The organism is Priestia sp. SIMBA_032 (assembly GCF_046535215.1).
Lineage (GTDB): Bacteria > Bacillota > Bacilli > Bacillales > Bacillaceae_H > Priestia > Priestia aryabhattai.
Map to the genome: position 1 here is coordinate 1 of NZ_JAWRXD010000204.1, position 388 is coordinate 388.

Sequence of the window (388 nt, forward strand, 5' to 3'; positions counted from 1 at the left end):
GGCGCAGTGTGTCGAGAAACTCAGCAACCTGCTGTTAGCCGCCCATGATCGGCAGCTACGGCTGGTAGAGGCGCTGACGCAGGAGATGATCAACTTGCCCATGGACCGTGCTCAGGTCGTGGTGCGCTGGGCACAAACCTCGGTCTGGTGGTTGTTGTCCACGTTATTGAATGGTCAGGACCCCGGGCAGGAGTCGTTGCTCGCCCAGCTTCAACGGGTGATGCGTTATGGGCAGGCGGCCGTGCACCTGAAATTGAGCACGGCGGCGCTGCGTTTGTTCCTGGTGCGTCCCGATTGGCTGCTGGGCCTCGGTTCCAATGGACTCACGCTGAGTTTGGACACCTTGTACCTGTTACACAGCTACACCGCTTGGTTCAACAGCCAAGGC

Annotated in this window: 1 protein-coding gene; it reads left to right on the top strand. The window is 59.8% G+C overall.

The genetic code is table 11. From position 1 onward, the window contains the following. Positions 1 to 388, top strand: a 388-nt coding sequence (locus tag SB717_RS34005) for a hypothetical protein (RefSeq protein WP_410907220.1), incomplete at both ends; no start/stop codon positions are given.